At 55.8% G+C, this 1,510-nt stretch carries 1 protein-coding gene; it reads right to left on the reverse strand.

Annotated features, from left to right (window positions below):
- Positions 1-1,260: IS21 family transposase (istA, locus tag M6G53_RS24815; protein ID WP_253335200.1), on the reverse strand; the 1,260-nt coding region annotated here is incomplete at its 3' end.
- Positions 1,261-1,510: the final 250 nt, after the last annotated feature.

Genomic DNA, 1,510 nt, shown 5'->3' on the forward strand with positions numbered 1-1,510 from the left:
ACTGCCGATACTTTCACCCCATGACAGCAGCCTGTCCGGGCTCCAGCGTTGCTGGCGATGGGCATCGGGCATGTGCTCCGCCTGCGTCGTGAAGCCACCCTGCTGCCCGGAGCGCGGGTGTTGGGCAACCAACACGCCGCGGTGGTATAGGCGGATCAAGCGGGCTCCGGCTTCGATATCGATATGACTGCCGACGAGTGCATGCGGAACGGAGTAGGCATGCGTGCCGTACAGGACGTGGTAATCCGGCCCCACCTTGGCGCGTCGGATATCAACGTATTCGTACCGGTACGGCGGTAACGCTTTCAGCGCGGGTTTATCCAGACGTTCGAACAAGCTTCGCCGGCAACCGGGCAGACGTTTGAACGGGCGTTCATTCAGTTCTTTCAACAGTCGCCCGATCGCCAGATTAAGGGCGGCCAGCGTAGAGAACACCTCATGGCGTAACCGCATCAGGATCCAACGCTCGACAACCTGCACGGCGTTTTCGACCTTGGGTTTGTCCTTCGGCTTGCGGGGCCGCGCGGGGATGATGGCGGTGTTATAGTGCCGGGCCAGCTTGCGGTAGTTCTCGTTGAGCACCGGCTCATAGCGGTTGGCACGCGTGACTGCGGATTTCAGGTTATCCGGTACCAGCAACTGCGGGATGCCGCCGAAGAACTCGAACGCCCTGACATGCGCCATCAGCCAGCTTTCCTGGCGCTGGTTTTCACAGGCTTCAACATAGGTGTAGTTTGAGGCGCCCAGTGTGGCGACGAAGATCTGCGCCTGGCGCACTTCGCCCGTGTCTGGATTAATGATGGAGATAGTCGGCCCACAGAAGTCCAGGAACACCTTTTCACCGGCAACGTGGTGTTGACGCATGCTGCGCTTTTGCAGCGTCAGCCACTCGCGATAAAGATTGCAGAACTGGCTGTATCCATAGGCATTATCGCCGTTTTCCTGCTGGTACTCCTGCCAGAGCAAGATCTTGGTCATGCCCTTTCGTTTGAGTTCCTGATGGCACAACGGGAAGTTGGGCATGCGCTTATTGAAGTCACTGGGCCGCCCCGCATAAAGCAATGCCTCCAGACGCGTTTCGGTGACATCTTCCGGCAATGGCCAGACCAATTTGCTGCCCTTGAAGCGGGTCACGATATCAGAGATGGTGCTGCTGCCCAGGTTCAGGCATACCGCGATACTCCTGTTGGACAGGTGACAGTCAAATTTCAGGCGTAAAACTTCTTTGATTTTACTCATCCGCGTTCTCAGTCTGGCCATGGTGACACTCCTCCGGAAGATGCGTTGTCAGGAGAAAGTGTTGTCCATTGTTTTCAAAGTGAAAAGCGCGGGATTCCGATGTCAGGATCATGGATTCCGACAATTCGATCACGGATTCCGAAGCCAGGATCACCGATTCCGAAGAGTGGTAAAAGTTGGCCGGTTTAAATCGGAAACCATGATCGAATTAAATCGTAAAGTGCGATCGGCTTATATCGGAATTGATGATCGGTTTGGGTCGGAATATGCA

Origin of the sequence: Serratia nevei, assembly GCF_024160145.1 — a bacterium.
Taxonomy (GTDB): domain Bacteria; phylum Pseudomonadota; class Gammaproteobacteria; order Enterobacterales; family Enterobacteriaceae; genus Serratia; species Serratia nevei_A.